Origin of the sequence: Dactylosporangium sp. NPDC005572 (assembly GCF_040605515.1) — a bacterium.
Classification (GTDB): domain Bacteria; phylum Actinomycetota; class Actinomycetes; order Mycobacteriales; family Micromonosporaceae; genus Dactylosporangium.
The window spans coordinates 25,870-42,200 of the sequence record NZ_JBEXCY010000029.1 but is presented as its reverse complement, the minus strand read 5'-3'; the positions used below and the strand labels follow the sequence as shown (position 1 = coordinate 42,200).

Below are 16,331 nucleotides of genomic sequence, written 5' to 3'. Positions count from 1 at the left end.
CATGGCGCCCACCTGCATACGCAGCCCCTTTTCCGAGGGGTAGTAGCTCAGCTGGTGAGAGCAGCGTCCTTATAAGACGCCGGTCGCGGGTTCAAGCCCCGTCTGCCCCACCCTTTTCGGTTCATCGCGGCGGCCGTCTCCTCGTGGTCGCTCAGGTCGCCAGCGGGGCCGCGCCGAACGACACCGAGAAGCGTTTGCACCAGATGGTGACGCTCTTGTACTGCCGGAGGTCGGCCGAGGCCGGGATCGTGTACGTCTGGTCGCCGCGGTTGCCCTTGAGCCTGCCCAGTTCGAGCCATTGGCCGTCGTCGAACACGGTCCATCCGTCGCGGCCCTCGGTGACCGGCTGGTCGGTCAGCCAGACGCGCAGGTCGGGGCCGTCGGAGGTGTCGAGGCCGGCGATCTCCAGGCGGTGGGTGCCGTCGGGGAGACGGATGATCCGGGCGGTACCGCTGGTCCGGTGCTCGTGGGTGACGAACGCGCCTTCGGCGAGCAGGAGCGGCCCGTCGGCGGCCGCGCTCGTGGGCCCGCTCGTGGCCTCGGCGGTGGCCGGCACCGATGTCAGGGCATCGTCGATCGTCGTGCTGGTCAGCAGGCGCCACGGCGCGAACCAGTACAACCCGAATGCCAGGGCCACCGCGAGCACCACAGCGGCGCCGGTCAGCGCACGACGTCTCATGCCTTCGAGTGAACCGATCGCTCGGCCGGGTGGCCAGATGCCGGACCCTTACCGGCCGCTTACGGACGGCGAAGCCGGGTAGGCGAGCCGCCATGACGACGACCATGCCGATGCTCGAAACGTACCCACAGCCGATCGACGTCGACCGCAACGCGCTCGCGACCGCGATCGACGTCATCGCCAACTGCAGCCAGACGTGCACCGCGTGCGCTGATGCGTGCCTCGGCGAGGAGACCATCGAGCGCCTGGCGAAATGCATCCGGCTCGATCTCGACTGCGCCGACGTGTGTGCGGTGACCGCGCGGATGCTCAGCAGGCACACGGGCGCCGACGTCTCCGTCATCCGGGCGCAGCTCGAGGCGTGCGCCGCCGTCTGCCGGGCCTGCGCCGCCGAGTGCACCAAGCACGCCGCCATGCATCAGCACTGCCGGATCTGTGCCGAGATGTGCCGGCGCGCCGAGCAGGCCTGCCGGGACCTGATCTCGCTCGCGATGTGACGTCGCGGTCCGAACTCGCTCGCTATGTGACCTCGCGGTCCGAACTCGCCGGCGATGTGAGCGAGAACGCCCGGTGAACCCGTCGGCCGCGGCATAGGCTGGGCCGCTGTGGCCGACGGGGCGACTGGAAGCACCACCCTGTGGCGGCGCGATGTGACGGCGCCGCTGCGCGCGTTCGTGCGCACCGAGGCCGGCAGCGCCGGGGTGCTCGTGACGGCGATCGTCGCTGCGCTGGTGTGGGCGAACGTCGATCTCAGCTCGTACAACCAGTTCTGGAGCACCCAACTCAGCGTCCGGCTGGGCCGGATGGAGCTCGCGCTCGACCTCCGCACGTGGGTCAACAGCGGCCTGATGACGCTGTTCTTCCTGGTCGTCGGCCTGGAGGCGCGGCGCGAGTTCGACCTGGGCGACCTGCGCGACCGCCGCCGCTTCCTGCTCCCGGCGCTGGCCGGCGTCGTCGGCATGCTCATCCCGGTGGGCACCTACCTGGCGGTGAACGCGGGCGGCGACGGCCTGGTGGGCTGGGGCGTGGCGATGTCCACCGACACCGCGCTGGCGCTCGGCCTGCTCGCGCTGCTCGGTCGCGGCGTGCCCGACCAGGTCCGGGTGTTCCTCCTGACGGTGTTCGTCGTCGATGACCTGATAGCGCTGGTCATCATTGCCGTGGCGTACTCCGAGGACATCTCGCTCACGCCCCTGCTGCTCGCGGTCGCCGTCTTCGCCGCGGTCCTGGCGCTGCGCGCGCTGAGCGTGCGGCGCGCGTCCGCGTACGCCGCGCTGGGCACCCTGCTCTGGCTGTGCCTGACGGAGAGCGGCGTCGATCCTGTCGTGTCCGGCCTGGCGATGGGCCTGACCGCCACCGCGTACACGCCCGCGCGCAACGCGCTCGAAGCGGCGAGCGGCCTGTTCAAGCTGTTCCGCGAGCAGCCGACCGCCGAGCTGGCCCGCACGGCGAGCCTGGGCCTCACCCTGACGCTGTCGCCGAACGACCGCCTGCAGCGCCTGTGGCACCCGTGGAGCAGCTACCTGATCGTCCCGCTCTTCGGACTGGCCAACGCCGGCATCGCCATCGATGGATCGTTCCTCGCCCGCGCGTTCACCTCGCCGATCACCCTCGGCATCATCGCCGGCTATGTCCTCGGCAAGCCCGTCGCCGTCGCCGGCACCTCCTGGCTGGTGTCGGCGATGTCCAGCGGCCGGGTGCGCCCCGCCGTCGGCTGGGCCGGCGTGCTGGGCAGCGGCACCATCGCCGGGATCGGGTTCACGGTCGCGCTGCTGATCGCGAGCCTCGCGTTCGAGGACCGGCCGGACGAGCTCGCCGAGGCCAAGATCGGCGTCCTGACGGCCGCGGTGCTCGCGTCGACGCTGACGTGGCTGGTGTTCCGCATCACGGCGCTGCTGCCGAAGCACCGCCGTGCGCGAGCCCTCCTCGGCGACGTGGAGCAGCTGGTGGACCTCATCCCGGCGGTCGACCAGGAGCGCGACCACGTGCGCGGCGCGGCGAGCGCTTCGGTGACGGTGGTCGAGTACGGCGACTTCCAGTGTCCGTACTGCGGGCAGGCCGAACCCGCCGTGCGCGAACTGCTCGCCGACGCCGACCTGCGGTACGTGTGGCGCCACCTTCCGCTCACCGACGTGCATCCGCACGCGCAACTCGCCGCCGAGGCGTCGGAGGCCGCCGCCGCGCAGGGCGAGTTCTGGGCGATGCACGACCTGCTGCTCGACCGTCAGGAGGAGCTGCGGCCGGCCGACCTGCTGCGCTACGCCGACCAGCTGGGCCTGGACTCGGACCGCTTCCACGAGGATCTGATGCGGCACGTCCACGAGCCGCGGGTGGCCCAGGACCTGGAGTCGGCCGATCTGAGTGGCGTGAGCGGCACGCCGACGTTCTTCATCAACGGCCGCCGCCACTACGGCGCCTACGACATCACGACCCTGACGGCGGCCGTGAAGGAAGCTCGCGTTCGAGCGCTGCTGCAAGCGCATCCGGCTCGTCCGCGTAGAAGCGGATGACTTTCTCGTCCACGGTGGCGACTTCGACGTTCGTCTGTCCGGAGACGACGAAGGACGTCGTTGTCCCCTCAACGAGCCGCATCTTGTTCTCGGCGTGGTACCGCTTGCCGACCCGCACTGTCGCGACGTTCTCCCACGGTACGAACTCCTCGACGAAGAACGCGTGCCGCACCCGGATCCCGTCGGCGTCCACGGTGTGCGGGTTGACCTTGTACCCGGCGAGCACCCCGAACATCCAGATCAGCCCGTAGACGGACAGCACGTCCACGACGAGGCGGACCACCGGCCACGGCAGGATGAGGTGCAGGGCGACGGTCTCGACCGCGGACACGATGATGAAGGCCCAGAGCACCGCGTTCAGCGGCCTGATGTAGGTGTACCCCGGGTGCGGTGTGCGGCGGATCCAGCGGTACAGGCTGAGCCACATGCGTCCCTCGTAGGCCATCCACTTGCTCACAGTGCCCCCTTGATCCTGCGGACGATCTCGTCCAACCCTTGGGTGAGCGATTCGAACTGCGCTTCCGGCATCCCGTCGAAGAGCAGGTCGGTGAACTCGCGCTGTTCCTGTTCGAGCCGCTCGACGACGGCGGTTCCGGCGGCGGTGAGCTCGACGAGCGTGGCCCTCCGGTCGGTCGGGTGCGGCGCTCGCCGGACAAGTCCGGCGGTTTCGAGCCCGTCGACGAGCCCGGTGATGTTCCGTGGCGTGACATTGCGGGCTTCGGCCAGTTCCCGCTGGGTGATCGGCCCGCGCTCCCGGATCGCCCAGAGCACGCCGGTCCGGCCGACGCTGAGGTGGTCCTGCTCGAGCCGCTTGCCCATGTCCTGCTCGAGCAGCACGACGAGCTCCAGGACGAGCCCGAGTGCTCGTTCGCGATCGGCCTGACCACTCATGTTTTCGTGAGCCTCCTACATGATGCAGTGACTTCACTATACGGTACGACCGCGGCAACCTTTCGGCTGTGGGCCTCCGTCCCCTGAGTAGGAACATCGAGGAGGCATGCGTGAACGCTGACCAGGAAGCGGAGTACCAGGCGTTCGTGACGGCGCAGCTGGAGCCGCTGCGCCGCACGGCGTACCTGCTCTGCCGCGACTGGCACACCGCCGACGACCTGGTGTCGATCACGTTCGGCAAGCTGTACCGGCACTGGCGCCGGGTCAGCGCGGCCGAGAACGTCAACGCGTACGTGCGCGGGGTGCTCACCAACGCCTGGCTCGATGAACGGCGCCGGCCGTGGCGGCGCGAGGACTCGGTCGAGACCCTGCCCACCGAGCCGGCGCTGCCGGGCGCCGATGCCGGCGTGACCGAACGACTCACCCTGTTCGAGCTGCTCGAGCGCCTGCCGGGCCGCCGCCGCGCCGCCATCGTGCTGCGCTTCTACTGCGACCTGTCGATCGAGGAGACCGCGGAGATCCTCGGCATCAGCGCCGGCACGGTGAAGAGCCAGACCTCGAAGGGGCTCGACGCGCTGCGCCTCCTTGCCGCCTCCGACCGCATGCTTAGGGAGACCTCATGACCTATCGCAGCATCTTCGACGAAGCGATCTCGGCCGAGCCCGGTCCTCCGTCGAGCGTGGACTTCCAGGCGATCGTCGCGCGCGAACGCCGCCGGCGCCGACGGCTGGTCCTCGGCGCCGGCACCGTCGCGTCGGGCGCCATCGCGGCCGTCACGGCCGTGGTGGTTGCCGGTGGCCACCCGCCGGCCACCGGCGCGGCCGCCCCGCCGCCGCCTTCGGTCATCGCCAGCACCACACCGACGTTGACAGCGGATCAATGGAACGCACGGGAGGCGGCCCGCCTGACGACGGTGGTGGAGGCGAAGCTCCGCGCGCTGCTGCCACCCGGCGTCACGTTCCTCGACAGCGGGGTCAACGGCAAGGCGACCAACCCCTTCGAGGTGGTGCCGTACCCGCCCGACGACCTACCGCCCAACACGTACGCCAACAGTTTCGTCGTCGGCCCGAACATCCGCGACGCCGCCGGCACCGGCAACGTCATCGTGTACATCCACAAGCAGATGACCGCGACCCTCAAGGGCCGTTCGCCGCAGCCCCAGACCTCGTGCATCCCCGAGTTCGTGGCCGCCGGCTGTCACGCCGAGACCGGTCCCAACGGCGAGATCCTGCTCATCACGCCCCGGTTCCACGACGAGCACGGCTCGAAGATCGCCCGGATCGACGTCACCAAGCCCGACGGCACCGAGATCACCATCGACGTCCGGAACTGGGCCGACGGGTCGGTCGAGGGACAGATCGGCGCACCACAACGACCGGACCTGCCGCTCACCGTCGAAGCGCTCGTGGAGCTGGCGCTCGATCCGGGCCTGGTGATCCAGGCCTGAGCAATCCGTGGGGGCGGGCATCCTTCATCACTGGAGGTGCCCGCGCCTGGTCCGCGGCGTCGTCGGCGTGCGCCGCGGCGGGAGCAGACGCACGACGCGGCGCCGCAGCCGCAGCGCCATCGACACGGCGAGGGTCACCGCGGCGGCCGGCGTGGGCAGCCCCGCCGCGGTGCGCACGCCGGGGTCGAGCAGCGCCGCGACCACGGGCCGGACCAGCGGGCGCAGCAGCGCCGGTACCCGGCCGCGCGCCATGGCCAGGGTCCGCTCGCTGCACAGTCGCCCGGCGTCGGTCGGAGCGAACCCGGCCTCGCAGCCGGCAAGGTGGGCGGCCAGCGCGTCGTACGTGCGGGGCAGGTCCCGCACCCCGATGCGGCGGCCCAACTCGGCGTAGAACGTGACCAGCGCCGTCCGCTCCCCGCCGGTGACCGGCCGCCAGCCATACCGGTCGAGCCAGCGCACCAGCGTCACGGCCAACGCGGCGAGCGCAAAGCCGTTGTCCGCGGCGGTCACCGGCGTGCCACGATGGCCCCGGTTGACGAAGCGCAGCACGTCACGCCCACGCGGCGCGTCGAAGCCGTGCTCGACCAGGTCACCGAACGCCAGCGAGGTGACTTCGGCCCGGTTGAACAGCGCATCGGTACTGCCGACGACCGCGGCGACGGGCGGGTTGGCGTACAGGTGCCAGATCATCAGCCGACCGGCCATCCGCACGTCCCAGGGAAACTCGTGGAACATCAGCAGCCTGGTGATCTCGGCGTAGTCGCGCACCGGATCGAGCCCGGCGATGCGGTCCCGGATGGCAAAGCGACGCACGCCGCCGAGGATAGGCACCTCGCCAAAACGCGGCGCCGCGAGTTAGCGGTCGATGAGGTGTTGGACGGCCGCGCCGTAGCGGCGGATGACCTCGTCCGGTTCCGCGGCCACTTCCGGGGTGTCGAAGACCCGGATGGCGGCGGCGAGGCCGGTCAGCGCGGCCACGACCAGTTCCGCTCGGAGGCGGGCGTCGGCGTCGCCGCCGAGGTGCTCGGTGAGGGGTTCCAGGTAGCCGGCGATGAACTGCCGGCGGACGCTGTCGGGGTCGGGGGCGGACAACCGCAGGACCAGTGCGCGGGCGAGCGGTTCGATGGCTTCGCGCTGTGACCGGGTGAGGAGGTCTTCGACGAGGCGCGGGCCGAGCTCGGACCGGGGGACGTCGGGCAGCGGCGGCGGGATGATCCGCGCGGAGCGCAGGAACAGTTCGTGTTTGCTCCCGCCGCATTTCATGACCATGGCGGGGGACAGGCCGGCGCGCGCGGCGATGTCGCGGATGGTGACCTGGTCGTAGCCGCGTTCGGCGAACAGTTCGGCGGCCGCGGCGAGAATGGCCTGGCGGGACGTTCCCGGTGCCGCGTCGTCGCTCATCGGACACCTTCCTGGGGTACCGCTCCGGTGGCTTCCCGGCGGGCCTGGGACGGGCGGAGCGATCCATTGTCCCGCCCGGTCCGCAGCCGGACGTCGACCACGCGCTCGGCATCCCAGACTGTCACGGCCCGCGCCTCGGTCGTGGCCCACGGTGTCACCACGGTCAACACGTAGCGACCGCTCGACGGTAGCGGCATCTCGTACCGCCCGTCGACGGCGGTCTGGGTCGCCTTCACCACCTCGCCGCTGAGCCGGGTCAGCGCCACCGTCGCGCCGCCGACCGGGCCTTGGCCGTCGGAGACCTCGCCGGCCAGGGTGAGCCGGTCGTTGAGGACGACGGGTTCGATGTCCTGCCCGGCCTGCAGGTCGGCCAGCCGCGACTGCGGCGCCAACCCCTCGGCGGCGGTGACGACGAGGTAGGGCCCGGCGCAGGGGATCGCGAGCGAGAAGCGCCCGGACGCGTCGGCCTCGCTCCAGTCGACCGGCTGACCGGCCGGCGTGAGCAGGGTGACCACGGCGTTGCGGACGGGGTTGCCGCAACCGTTGACCACGCGGCCGCGCACGACGGCCTCGTGGCTGTGGTCCTCGGTGGCCTCGTGATCGAGGGGCTGTTCCGCCATCCGGAACAGCGGCAGGGTGAGCAGCCCGGCCAGGATCGACGCCCCGGCCGCAATCCAGAACATGGTGGCGAACGCGCCGGAGCCCGGGAACACCCCGCCGTCGATGCGGATCACCACCGTCGTGGTGACCGCGGCCAGGGCGGCGCTCGAGGTGGACGTGCCGACGGAGCGCAGCAGCGAGTTGAAGCCGTTCGCCGACGCGGTCTCGCTCGCGGGGACGGCGCGCATGATCAGGCTCGGCATCGCGGCGAACGTCATCGATGTACCCACACCGACGAGCATCGAGCCGGCCACGATCTGCCACAGCTCGTGGCTGAGGAAGACGCGGACGACGTACGCCCCGGCCATGGTCAAGGCGCCCGCCAGCAGGGTCGTCTGCGCGCCGAACCGCCGGGTGATCGACGCCGACGCGGGCGCCATCGCGCCGAAGACGAGCGCGCTCGGCGCCATCCACAGCCCGGCGTGGAGGATGTCCAGGCCCAGCCCGTAGCCGGTCTTCGTCGGCTGTTGCAGCAACTGGGTCGTACCGAGCATGTTGGTGAACATCGCGAAGCCGGTCAGGACCGAGGCCGTGTTGACCAGGAGCACCGCCGGTCGCGCGGCGACCCGGACGTCGACGAGCGGGCTGCGGACGCGCAGTTCGACGGGCAGCCACACCGCCACCAGGGCCAGGCCGGCCAGGGCCAGCAGAATGGTCTGGTAGGACAGCCAGCCCCAGTGGGAGCCCTTCGACAGCGTGAGCAGCAGCGCCGTCACCGCGGCCGACAGCAGTACCGCTCCCAGGTAGTCGAACGATCCGCGGGTACGCAGGGAGGATTCCGAAACAACCAGCGCCACCGCCACGAACAGGGCGGCGCCGACGGCGACGCTCACCCAGAACACCGCGTGCCAGTCCATGTGCTCGACGATCAGCCCGGACAGCGGCAGCCCGGCCCCGGCGCCGATGGCGAGCGTCGCGCTCATCACCGACACCCCGAGCGGCAGCTGCTCCCGCGGCAGCTCGTCGCGCATGATGGCGATCCCGATCGGGATGAGCGCGACGCCGACGCCCTGCAGGGCCCGGCCGGCGATGATGAGCGGCAGGGCCTGGCTGACCGCGCCGAGCAGGGAGCCGGCGACCGTGACGGCCAGCGCCACCAGCATCATGCGCTTCTTGCCGAACATGTCGGCGAGCCGCGACAGCGTCGGTGTGGCGACCGCCCCGGCCACCAGCGTCGCGGTGACCAGCCACGACGCGTTGTCGACCGTCGTGTTCAGCAGCCGCGGGAAGTCCGGTAGTACCGGCAGCACGAGCGTCTGCTGCAGCGACACGGCGGTGCCGCACAGCGCCAAGGTACCGAGGACGACCGCGCCGCGCGTCCTCCCGGCCGCGTTGCCGTCCGAGGTGGGGATGGGCCGGTCCACAGACACTCCTCAACCCGCAAGCGCGGTGAACGGGTGTTCACGCAGGTCGAGTCAATCATTGACGCCCGCGGGTGGCCAGGCCCGGCGGACGCGAAGTCCGCCACACATGCCGCCGGCGGCAACGTGTCCATCACCGTCCCGGGCAGCCGCCGGTCCTGGTCGTGGTGGCGGCCAGCGGGTTCTGCGCGATCCAGTCCGCGACCATGTCCTTGACGACGGCGTCGTAGAGCGCCTTCGCTCGGTCCGGATCGGGCATCACCACGCTCTCCTTGTTCACCATCGCCGACCCGCGGTTCGGGCTGACCAGCATGGTCAGATCGCTGCTACCGAGATTGCGGAACGCGAACGCCGTATCGGCGAGGGAGAAGTCCTTGTCGACGGTGATGGCCTTCGCCACCGACTTGAGAAACGCGTTGAGCTTGATCGGGTTTCGCAACGTGTCGGTACTGATCGCCTTGTCCAGCAACGCCTTGAGGAACTCCCGCTGGTGGCGCATCCGGGTGAAGTCGCTGTCCGGGAACTGCTGGCGCTGGCGTACGTAGTCCAGTGCCGCCGCGCCGTTGAGGTGGTTCACGCCCACGGGGAAATGCCGGTAGGGCTCGGCGATCGACGTGAAGGCGCAGTCGTTGTTCAGGTCGACGCCACCGAGCGCGTCGGTCACCTGCTGGAACCCGGCGAAGTCGACCAGGATGACATGGTCGATACGCACCGATGTGTACGCCTCCACGGTGCGCACCGCGAGCGGCACGCCGCCCCACGCGAACGCCGCATTGATCTTCGCGTCCTTGTTGCCCAGACGCGAGTTGGTCGGGCTCTGCGGAATGTGCACGTACAGGTCCCGCGGCAACGAGATCAGGTACGCCTTGCCGTGGGCCGCGTCGATGTGCAACAGGATGATCGCGTCCGTACGCCCCATTCCCGCGCTGCCCCTGCGGTCCGGGTTGTCGGGATCGCGCGAGTCGCTGCCCAGGAGCAGGAAGTTCATGGCGCCGACGACCTCGACCTGCGGTCGGGTCGCTTCCTGTTGCGCCTGCTCGGCTTGTGTCTGGCCACTCGTACCGAATGCGTCGGTGCGCCGGATGTCCGAGTCGATGCTCCTGTAGTACAGGAACGTTCCGCCGGCAATGAGACCGAGGAGCAATGCGATCGTCGACCCGATCACGATGAACATCAATCGACGGCGGTTACGCCGCTTCGGCTTGACCGGCCGTCCGTCGTCGCCACCGCCGCGCTGATCCGGCACGACAGCCTTCTGGGCGGGTACTTTGGCGCGGCCGATGCTGTACGTCTTGCGCTGTGTCTCGTTGGCCATCGCGCTGCACTACATCGCCGGCTCGGTGGCGCCGACCGCGGAAGCCACAGCGGGTCCGGGCGAGTTCGGCGTGACCGACGCGGGAGTCGGATTCCTGCGTTGCATGTTGCTCCTCTTTCGGTGGTGCCGTCTGGTTGCGCGCAGGCCCGACCGGACGTGGATGGCCCGCATGACGTCACTGGATGAACGCTCGGGCGAGAAGATCGTTGAGCCGCCCGGCACCCTGCGGTATGGCTGATCGCCAGCCAGTCAAAGCAGACCATTGCGGATGGAGGGGTCGACCCACCCAATCGGGATGAACGCCAGTTGAACGGCGCTTGTCGCCTCACGCCTGTGCCACGACCACAGGCGGGCCGTCAGCAACCGGGCACCTCACGGCCGGCCTCACTGCACCGAACCGGACGAGGCCATCGCGGCTCAAGCTGTCCTTGACGGCTCGGCGTTGAACACGCATCGTCGTCGTCAGCAGTCACATAGACACATTTGCCGAAACGGGAACGGGCAGCGGCGCACAGCGTGTATCAAGGTTGCCGTCAACACACCGACACGCGTCCTTGCTGCCGAACTCGGCAGCGAAATATACTCCGGCGAGGTCGGCACCCGGCTCGCCTACGGCAAAGCCGGCGTCGGCGGCATCTTTCCCCGACGAGCCGACACATTCGCCGCACCACCGGTGACCAGCATCTACGTCGTGCTCACGCATCGTACTGAACTGATCGCCGGATTCGGCCCAATCGCCATGATCTCGAGAATCTAAGTCAATCATAATGGTTACCTGTTGATGGCTTAACGAAAACGCGAACGCAATTCACCTGGTTCGCGGCGCGCCGGACGGTCAGCTTGACCATATCGACGCGGGTCGCCCATACTTGGCGTCAAATTGTTACCGGGCGCTTCGGCGCCGCACAGCGGGGACGGCGCGACGTGCGGCTCCGCAGTACGAGAAATCGGCAGGCGATGGCGGGCAAACATTGGAGGCCGAATACACGGTCGGCATCCGGGCGGCTTCTCAACGTGATGCAGTATGCGCGTCGGGCGTCCGAATGGTGGCGGGGTTTCGAGGCACGGCGCCAGGCGGCCCTCATCGATGAGATCCAGCCGCACATCTCCGCCGCCCGCCGGCTCGCCTACCTGCTGTACGGCGACTGGTTCGCCGCCGACGCGGCCCTGGGTCGCGCGGTGCGCCGGCTCGTGCCGCCGTGGCGGCGCTGGTGGCATCGTGGTGTCGACGTCGACACGTTGCTCGGCGACGACCTCGTCCGCCGGTACGTGGTGGAGCGAGGCTCCCGTTTCATCGAACTCCGGCGGTGGCTGCCCCGACGCCGGGTGCAGGTCACGCGCGCGCATGATGACCCCGCCGTCACCCAACCGCTGCTGCTCGCCACGCTCGAAGAACTCACCGCGCGGCAGCGGGCGGTGCTCGTGTGCCGGCACTACCGCGGAATGGACCCTGCCGTGACGGCCGGGCTGCTGGGCAGCAGCGAAGTCGACGTGGTCACCGACCTGATGACCGCCAGCGGCATCGTCACCACCGCGTTCCATCCCCACGCCGCCGGATCCGGCAAGACGGAACCCGTCGTTCTGACCGGCGAAGTGGTCGAGGAGAGCGGAGTAGCCGGTGGCCGACGATGAGAAACTGCGACGATTGCTGCGCGACGTAGCGTCCGCCCCACCGCCGGCCGTCCGGTTCCCCCTCGGAACCCTGATTCGGGCCGCGTGGCGGCGGGTGCTGCTCGTCGCGCTGCTCGTGGCGCTGGTTGTGGTGATCGCCGTGGTCGTCTGGTGGTGAAACGGCGCGGCGCCGCCGCGGCCCCGGAGGACGGCCGCCTATGTTCGCGTACGGTCGTCTGGCAGCATCGCAGCCGATGCAATCGGATCTCGTACCCGCGGCGCCCCGGCCCGTGAGATGGCGCAGGCTGGGTTCTGCCTTCTTCACCATCGTGACGCTGTGCGCGGCCGCGGCGCTGCTGTCGTCGCCGTTCTCGGCGCCACCGGAGCTCGTCGGGGACGGTATGCCGACGGGGCGTCAGCAGGTCGGGCTGAACGCGGATTGGCGGTTCCTCCAGGGCGACCGGCCGGGTGCCGACGGGATCGGTTTCGACGACGCGGGCTGGACGCCGGTGAGCGTCCCGCACACCTGGAACGGCTCCGACGGCCAGGACGGCGGCGCGGACTACCACCGCGGCACGGGCTGGTACCGCCGGCACTACACGCCCGCGGCGGACTTGGCGGGCAAACGGCTGTGGCTGCAGTTCGACGGCGCGAACAGTGTGGCCGACGTCTGGGTCAACGGAACTCACCTCGGCCAGCACCGGGGCGGCTACGCGAGGTTCAGGTTCGACGCCACCGGGGCGTTGGTGCCGGGTCGGGACAACGTCATCGCGGTACGGGTGAGGAACACCCCCGACCCCGATGTGCCGCCACTGAGCGCCGACTACACGTTCTTCGGGGGAATCTATCGCGAGGTGCAACTGTTGGCGACGGACGCGCTGGCCGTCGACCTGCTCGACAGCGGCGGACCGGGCGTGTACGTGCGACAGCGCAGCCTCGGCAGCTCCGCGAAGGTCGACGTGTCGGTCCGCGTTCGCAACAGCAGTGAGCAGCGGCGCGAGGTCATCGTCCGGACGACCGTCACACGCACGGACGGCGTCGCGGTCGCCGGGGCCACCAGCACAATCCGGCGGGTCGCCCCGGGCGCCGTCATCCGAGTCGTCCAGCCGATCACCATCACCTCCCCGCGGCTGTGGCGCGGCCGCGCCGACCCGTATCTCTACCGAGCGAACGTCGAGATTCGCGACGCTGCGACCGGCAACGTGACGGATGCCGTGACCGAACGGTTCGGGCTGCGCACCGTGTCCATCGACCCCGACCGCGGCCTGTTCCTCAACGGCGAACACCTGGCGCTGCACGGCGTGAACCGGCACCAGGACCGGCTCGGCCGAGGTTGGGCGCTGACCAGCGCCGATCACAAGCTCGACTTCGACATCATGGACGAGATGGGCGTCAACGCGTTGCGAACCGCGCACTACCAGCAGGATCAGAAGGTGTACGACCTCGCGGACGAGCGCGGCTACCTGGTGTGGACGGAGATCCCGCTGGTCGACTCGATCACCGACAGTCCGGCCTTCAAGACCAACGCCGAACAGCAGCTCCGTGAGCTGATCCGGCAGAACTACAACCATCCGTCGATCATGTTCTGGGGCATCGGCAACGAACAGCATGCCGACGACCCCGCGACCAACCGCGTCCTCGCATCCCTCGCCAGGCTGGTTGCCGCCGAGGACCCGGACAGGCTGTCCGTGTACGCGCACAGCACCGCGGTCATCGACGGCGGCCTGACCGCGCACTCGGCCATCACCGGATACAACCGCTACTACGGCTGGTACTACAGCTCGGTCGACCAGCTCGGCATCTTTCTGGACAACCTGCACCGAGAGCAGCCGGAACAGCGAATAGCACTGAGCGAGTACGGCGCCGGCGGCAGCATCGTGCAGCACGAGGCCGACCCGCCACCCCCGCAACCGACCGGTGCCTGGCACCCCGAGGAGTATCAGGCCCTGCTCCACGAACGGTACTGGGCGCAGATCAGCGCCCGCCCGTATCTGTGGGGAAGCTTCGTATGGAACATGTTTGACTTCGCCGCCGACCAGCGCGGCGAGGGCGACACCCCCGGACGCAACGACAAGGGTCTGGTGACCTATGACCGGGCCACCCGCAAGGACGCGTTCTACTGGTACAAGGCCAACTGGACCGCGACGCCGTTCGTGTACATCACCAGCCGGCGCTGGGTCGACCGGACCGACCCGGTCACGAGCGTCAAGGTGTACGGGACGGCCGACAGCGTGACCCTGAAGGTCAACGGCGTCCAGGTCGGCGCAGCGACCCCGCTGACCGGTCACGCCTTCACCTGGCCCGACGTCACGCTGGCACCGGGCACCAACACCATCGAGGTGACCGGCGCCTATGCCGGAACGGCGTACACCGACACCGCCACCTGGACACTGACAGTTCCGTGATCCTGCTCGCCGGGCAGCACCCGGGCATGAGCCACACCGCCGCGCCCGGCTCAACCCGCCCTTCGCGCATCGAGCGGCGTAGCGCGCGTCTCGTGTCGACATCCTGACGGCCGAGTCGGGTGACACCGGACCGGCCGTAGCATCATCGGATTCCGCAATCGTGGACCGGAGGCCGGGTGTGCCGCGCTGGGACGGCTTCTTCGCCAATCTGACGGGCGCGTTGATCGACCTGGTGATCCAGATATTCGCGACGTTCCTGACCGCGGCCGGGGCGGTGGCGATCCTGCGCGGCCCGGCCGACGGCCTCCTGCTGTCGCTGCTGCTCCTGGCCGGCGGGCTGGGCCTCCTGGCGGTGCTGATCACCCGGACCGTGCGCGGTACCTACGTCATGGGGGTGCGCGGCTTCGGCTCGGTCGACCTGGGGGTGAGCACCGTGTCGGTGCCGTACTTCGTCCTCGACCTCGGCTGGCTCGTCTTCGGCGCGCGGTGGCTCCACGCCTCCCTCACCGATCCTCCCGCGCCACCGGACCCGTACTTCGACCTCGGCGGGCCGGCGACGATCCTGTCGGTCGAGGCGGTCCTGCTCGGCCTGCGGATACGGAGCCGGCTCCGCGATCGGTGAACGGGCTGCGATCAAGCGTTACGCGCGGAGCAGCTTCCCGGCGGTGACGGCGTACCAGGCGAAGGCGACCGTCGCGAGGGTCCGGTTGACCAGGCCGCCGATGCCGGCCGCGGCCATGGGCGACGCGGGGTTGAGCACGAAGAACGTGGCGATGAACAGCGCCACGGAGACCACTCCGGTCCAGGTGGAGTAGCGGGCCAGGCCGCGCCAGCCGGGCACGCGACGGAACACCCGGCCGCCGTAGAAGGCGGCCACCACCGCCGACACCATGACGATGAGGAACCCGAACAGGAAATGGAACAGCCCGGTGGCCGGATTGGCCGGGAACACGACGGCACCCACTGTGCCGACGGCGCCGGCCCCGATGGCGACGGCTCCCCAGCTCGCGGTGCCGGCGCCGACGAGGGGTGCCATCGCCTGGCGGAACCCGACGGCGTACCCCAGAAGCAGGATGCCGAAGAGGAGGAAGTTGGCGTTCTGGAGCCAGGCGTTCTCGCCGACGCCGAGGTCGCTGATGGCGTCGGTCCGGGCCGAGTAGCCGGGACGGAGCCACCCGGCCAGGGTCGCGATGGTCAGGAAGAGGATCGGACCGGCGAGGCCGGCGGCGAGCAGAAAGCGCGAGGTTCGCATAGTTAGTCCTCCATTGTGGATAGGGCGAACCGCCGGGCGCGGTCGTGCAGTGCCGGGTCTCGCAGGTGGGGTGGGAGTGGCTTCGTCGTCCCCTTGCTTTCGTAGAGCCGGCCGGTGTCGGTGGGATCGAGGGCCAGCCGGGCCGGGGTCCGGGCGGCCTTCTCGGGCGAAGCCTGGCGCTGCATCACGCGTACCAGCGGCCAGATGTAGCGCCAGGCCGGCACGGCCTGCGGGGTGAGTGCCTGGACGCCCGGAGTCCAGGCCATGCCCGGGTTGACCGCGTTGACCCGGGCATCGACACCGAACTGCCGGGCGAGGCTCATCGTGGCGAGCAGGCTCAACTGTTTGGCCTGGGCGTAGGCCGCGATCGCGGTGTAGCGGGCCGGCCCTGTGAACGGGTCGCCGGTGTGCATCGTGAACGCACTCGACACGACCTGGACGATGTGCACGTCGGAGGCAAGGGCCGGCCGCAACGCCTGGGTGAGGACGACCGGACCGAGGTAGTTGAGGGCCAGGGTCGCCTCGTGGCCCTCGTCCGTCAGCACCCGCGTTGCGAACGCGCCGCCGCCGACGTTGTTGACGAGCACATCGAGCCGGGGAACGTCCTCTCGGAGGCGGCGGGCCAGGTCGAGGTTCCCGCGGACGGTGGCGTGGTCGGCGGGCAGGAAGGTCGCGCCGAGGTCGGCCGCGACCGCCGCGCCACGCTGCTGGTCGCGTCCGGTGATGAGGACGGTCGCCCCGGCGGCGCACAGCTTGGCCGCGATCTCGCGGCCGATGCCGGCCGTGGCCCCGGTCACCA

Annotated in this window: 18 protein-coding genes and 1 tRNA gene; 10 read left to right on the top strand and 9 right to left on the bottom strand. The window is 70.0% G+C overall.

Annotation, left to right across the window (positions count from 1 at the left end; all coding sequences use genetic code 11):
- The first annotated feature begins 36 nt into the window (after positions 1-36).
- Positions 37-110 (top strand) — tRNA-Ile (locus ABZS66_RS17165).
- Between the two features lie 41 nt (positions 111-151).
- Here ABZS66_RS17165 and ABZS66_RS17160 read toward each other — a convergent pair.
- Positions 152-679 carry a DM13 domain-containing protein gene (locus ABZS66_RS17160; protein ID WP_354758565.1) on the bottom strand — a complete coding sequence of 176 codons (528 nt, stop codon included), beginning with the start codon at positions 677-679 and terminating at the stop codon, positions 152-154.
- Positions 680-771: 92 nt separating this feature from the next.
- On the opposite strand from ABZS66_RS17160, the gene ABZS66_RS17155 reads away from it, so the two are divergent.
- Both ABZS66_RS17155 and nhaA read left to right on the top strand, forming a co-directional pair.
- A complete protein-coding gene (locus ABZS66_RS17155; RefSeq protein WP_354758563.1) occupies positions 772-1,176 on the top strand; it encodes a four-helix bundle copper-binding protein in 405 nt (134 codons plus the stop codon).
- Positions 1,177-1,284: 108 nt separating this feature from the next.
- On the top strand, positions 1,285-3,189 hold the full coding sequence (gene nhaA, locus ABZS66_RS17150) for a Na+/H+ antiporter NhaA (protein WP_354758561.1): 1,905 nt from the start codon (positions 1,285-1,287) through the stop codon (positions 3,187-3,189).
- Here the strand turns inward: nhaA and ABZS66_RS17145 are convergent.
- Both ABZS66_RS17145 and ABZS66_RS17140 read right to left on the bottom strand, forming a co-directional pair.
- Entirely contained in the window at positions 3,104-3,646 is a 543-nt protein-coding gene (locus ABZS66_RS17145; RefSeq protein ID WP_354758559.1) for a hypothetical protein, read from the bottom strand. The genes nhaA and ABZS66_RS17145 overlap by 86 nt on opposite strands.
- Positions 3,643-4,026, bottom strand: a complete 384-nt coding sequence (locus ABZS66_RS17140) for a MarR family transcriptional regulator (protein WP_354758557.1) — start codon at positions 4,024-4,026, stop codon at positions 3,643-3,645. Before ABZS66_RS17140 ends, ABZS66_RS17145 begins: the two co-directional genes overlap by 4 nt.
- A gap of 164 nt (positions 4,027-4,190) precedes the next feature.
- Between ABZS66_RS17140 and ABZS66_RS17135 the strand changes: the two genes are divergently transcribed.
- Together ABZS66_RS17135 and ABZS66_RS17130 are read left to right on the top strand one after the other, a co-directional pair.
- Positions 4,191-4,703: a SigE family RNA polymerase sigma factor gene (locus ABZS66_RS17135; protein WP_354758555.1), complete on the top strand. Its 513-nt coding sequence runs from the start codon at positions 4,191-4,193 to the stop codon at positions 4,701-4,703.
- Positions 4,700-5,527 carry a hypothetical protein gene (locus tag ABZS66_RS17130; RefSeq protein WP_354758553.1) on the top strand — a complete coding sequence of 276 codons (828 nt, stop codon included), beginning with the start codon at positions 4,700-4,702 and terminating at the stop codon, positions 5,525-5,527. The genes ABZS66_RS17135 and ABZS66_RS17130 overlap by 4 nt, the downstream gene beginning before the upstream one ends.
- A 27-nt stretch (positions 5,528-5,554) precedes the next feature.
- Here ABZS66_RS17130 and ABZS66_RS17125 read toward each other — a convergent pair whose 3' ends face one another.
- The 4 genes from ABZS66_RS17125 to ABZS66_RS17110 form a co-directional block, all read right to left on the bottom strand.
- Positions 5,555-6,340: an oxygenase MpaB family protein gene (locus ABZS66_RS17125; protein ID WP_354758551.1), complete on the bottom strand. Its 786-nt coding sequence runs from the start codon at positions 6,338-6,340 to the stop codon at positions 5,555-5,557.
- Positions 6,341-6,382: 42 nt separating this feature from the next.
- Positions 6,383-6,928, bottom strand: coding sequence for a TetR family transcriptional regulator (locus ABZS66_RS17120; RefSeq protein ID WP_354758549.1), 546 nt, complete (start codon positions 6,926-6,928; stop codon positions 6,383-6,385).
- A complete protein-coding gene (locus tag ABZS66_RS17115) occupies positions 6,925-8,952 on the bottom strand; it encodes an MFS transporter (protein ID WP_354758547.1) in 2,028 nt (675 codons plus the stop codon). The genes ABZS66_RS17120 and ABZS66_RS17115 overlap by 4 nt, the downstream gene beginning before the upstream one ends.
- Before the next feature lie 130 nt (positions 8,953-9,082).
- A complete protein-coding gene (locus ABZS66_RS17110) occupies positions 9,083-10,264 on the bottom strand; it encodes an LCP family protein (RefSeq protein ID WP_354758545.1) in 1,182 nt (393 codons plus the stop codon).
- On the opposite strand from ABZS66_RS17110, the gene ABZS66_RS17105 reads away from it, so the two are divergent.
- The 5 genes from ABZS66_RS17105 (at position 10,257) to ABZS66_RS17085 (ending at position 14,902) form a co-directional block, all read left to right on the top strand.
- Entirely contained in the window at positions 10,257-10,502 is a 246-nt protein-coding gene (locus ABZS66_RS17105) for a hypothetical protein (protein WP_354758543.1), read from the top strand. The two genes, ABZS66_RS17110 and ABZS66_RS17105, sit on opposite strands and share 8 nt — an antisense overlap.
- Positions 10,503-11,278: 776 nt before the next feature.
- Positions 11,279-11,896 carry a hypothetical protein gene (locus ABZS66_RS17100; RefSeq protein ID WP_354758541.1) on the top strand — a complete coding sequence of 206 codons (618 nt, stop codon included), beginning with the start codon at positions 11,279-11,281 and terminating at the stop codon, positions 11,894-11,896.
- Positions 11,883-12,053, top strand: coding sequence for a hypothetical protein (locus tag ABZS66_RS17095; protein WP_354758539.1), 171 nt, complete (start codon positions 11,883-11,885; stop codon positions 12,051-12,053). Before ABZS66_RS17100 ends, ABZS66_RS17095 begins: the two co-directional genes overlap by 14 nt.
- A 112-nt stretch (positions 12,054-12,165) precedes the next feature.
- Entirely contained in the window at positions 12,166-14,280 is a 2,115-nt protein-coding gene (locus ABZS66_RS17090) for a glycoside hydrolase family 2 TIM barrel-domain containing protein (protein ID WP_354758537.1), read from the top strand.
- A 178-nt stretch (positions 14,281-14,458) separates the two neighbouring features.
- Positions 14,459-14,902: a hypothetical protein gene (locus ABZS66_RS17085; protein ID WP_354758535.1), complete on the top strand. Its 444-nt coding sequence runs from the start codon at positions 14,459-14,461 to the stop codon at positions 14,900-14,902.
- Between the two features lie 18 nt (positions 14,903-14,920).
- Here the strand turns inward: ABZS66_RS17085 and ABZS66_RS17080 are convergent, their stop codons facing one another.
- Complete coding sequence (locus ABZS66_RS17080) at positions 14,921-15,532, bottom strand: DUF998 domain-containing protein (RefSeq protein WP_354758533.1); 612 nt, start codon at positions 15,530-15,532, stop codon at positions 14,921-14,923.
- Positions 15,533-15,534: 2 nt separating this feature from the next.
- On the bottom strand, positions 15,535-16,329 hold the full coding sequence (locus tag ABZS66_RS17075; protein ID WP_354758531.1) for an SDR family NAD(P)-dependent oxidoreductase: 795 nt from the start codon (positions 16,327-16,329) through the stop codon (positions 15,535-15,537).
- Positions 16,330-16,331 lie beyond the last annotated feature (2 nt).

Excerpts from the sequence above, each read along its gene's own strand:
- ABZS66_RS17110 (WP_354758545.1), bottom strand. The coding sequence starts at position 10,264 with ATGGCCAACGAGACACAGCGCAAGACGTACAGCATCGGCCGCGCCAAA.
- ABZS66_RS17160 (WP_354758565.1), bottom strand. The coding sequence starts at position 679 with ATGAGACGTCGTGCGCTGACCGGCGCCGCTGTGGTGCTCGCGGTGGCC.
- ABZS66_RS17120 (WP_354758549.1), bottom strand. The coding sequence starts at position 6,928 with ATGAGCGACGACGCGGCACCGGGAACGTCCCGCCAGGCCATTCTCGCC.
- ABZS66_RS17080 (WP_354758533.1), bottom strand. The coding sequence starts at position 15,532 with ATGCGAACCTCGCGCTTTCTGCTCGCCGCCGGCCTCGCCGGTCCGATC.
- ABZS66_RS17130 (WP_354758553.1), top strand. The coding sequence starts at position 4,700 with ATGACCTATCGCAGCATCTTCGACGAAGCGATCTCGGCCGAGCCCGGT.
- ABZS66_RS17155 (WP_354758563.1), top strand. The coding sequence starts at position 772 with ATGACGACGACCATGCCGATGCTCGAAACGTACCCACAGCCGATCGAC.